At 57.5% G+C, this 1,128-nt stretch carries 2 protein-coding genes; both read left to right on the top strand.

From position 1 onward, the window contains the following. Positions 1-767: FAD-dependent oxidoreductase (locus H5U08_RS19510; RefSeq protein WP_297037061.1), on the top strand; the 767-nt coding region annotated here is incomplete at its 5' end. 118 nt (positions 768-885) lie between these two features. After that, positions 886-1,128, top strand: a 243-nt coding sequence (locus tag H5U08_RS19505; RefSeq protein ID WP_297037058.1) for a hypothetical protein, incomplete at its 3' end; no start/stop codon positions are given.

Below are 1,128 nucleotides of genomic sequence, written 5' to 3'. Positions count from 1 at the left end.
ACGAGCTTTTGGTGCGGATTTTTGAGGCCGGGTGGCGGGAAACTTTCGCAAAATTTGATCCCATTCCCAACCGAAAGACCGATACCAACAACCACGGCCCGATGAGTACGGATAATATCGGATACAACTACGATTATCCCGAGGCGAGCTATGAACGCCGGCGGGAAATCATCAAGGAGCACGAAACATATCAAAAAGGGTGGTTTTATTTCATCGCCAATGATCCCCGGGTGCCGGAGGATGTCCAGAAAGAAATGCGCCGGTGGGGGCTTGCCAAGGATGAATTCGTGGACAACGGCCACTGGCCCTACCAGCTCTACATTCGTGAAGCCCGACGGATGGTGGGCACCTACGTAATGACCGAGCACGACCTGCTGGGCAAAAAGGAGACTCCCGAGTCTGTTGGGATGGGCTCATACACCATTGATAGTCACAACGTGCAGCGCTACATCACTCCGGAAGGCTATGTGCAGAACGAGGGGGACATCGGCGTGCCGACGCCCCGCCCCTATGCGATCGCCTACGGATCACTCGTGCCCCGGCGGGAAGATTGCCAGAATCTGCTGGTGCCCGTGTGTGTTTCGGCCACTCACGTGGCGTACGGTTCCATTCGCATGGAGCCCGTGTTCATGATATTGGGCCAGTCCGCCGCGGCGGCAGCCGATCTTGCCATTTCCCGGCAAGTCGCCGTCCAGGATGTCCCGTATGACCAACTCCGCGAGCGATTGCTGAGCGAAGGACAGGTTTTGGAGTACACTAAGAAATGAACCGGCCGTGGCCATGACAACGTACACGGATGAGTCGCCGAGGGCGTCTCAGCCACACAACGGTGCCACCGGCAGAAGGAGCAAAGTACCTCACTGCAATGAAATGGGAGGTTGTGCGATGCGGCAAGTGATCTTGGGAATGGTTGCCTGCGGACTCGTCCTGGTGGGCTTGGGAACGCTCGGAGCTGACCAGACTGCCAAATCCGCGAGTCCGCGGCGATTGACCATCGTCCCTTTTACGGCTGTCCATGTCGAGGACGCATTCTGGGCGCCCCGAATCCGGACCAATCGGGAACGATCCATCCCGCACAATTTGAAGTGGTGTGAGGAGACCGGGCGGATTTCCAACTTCGCCAAGGCT

The organism is Thermogutta sp., from assembly GCF_014359955.1.
Taxonomy (GTDB): domain Bacteria; phylum Planctomycetota; class Planctomycetia; order Pirellulales; family Thermoguttaceae; genus Thermogutta.
Note: the sequence above shows the minus strand (reverse complement) of the source record. Positions and strands in the feature narration are given on the sequence as shown.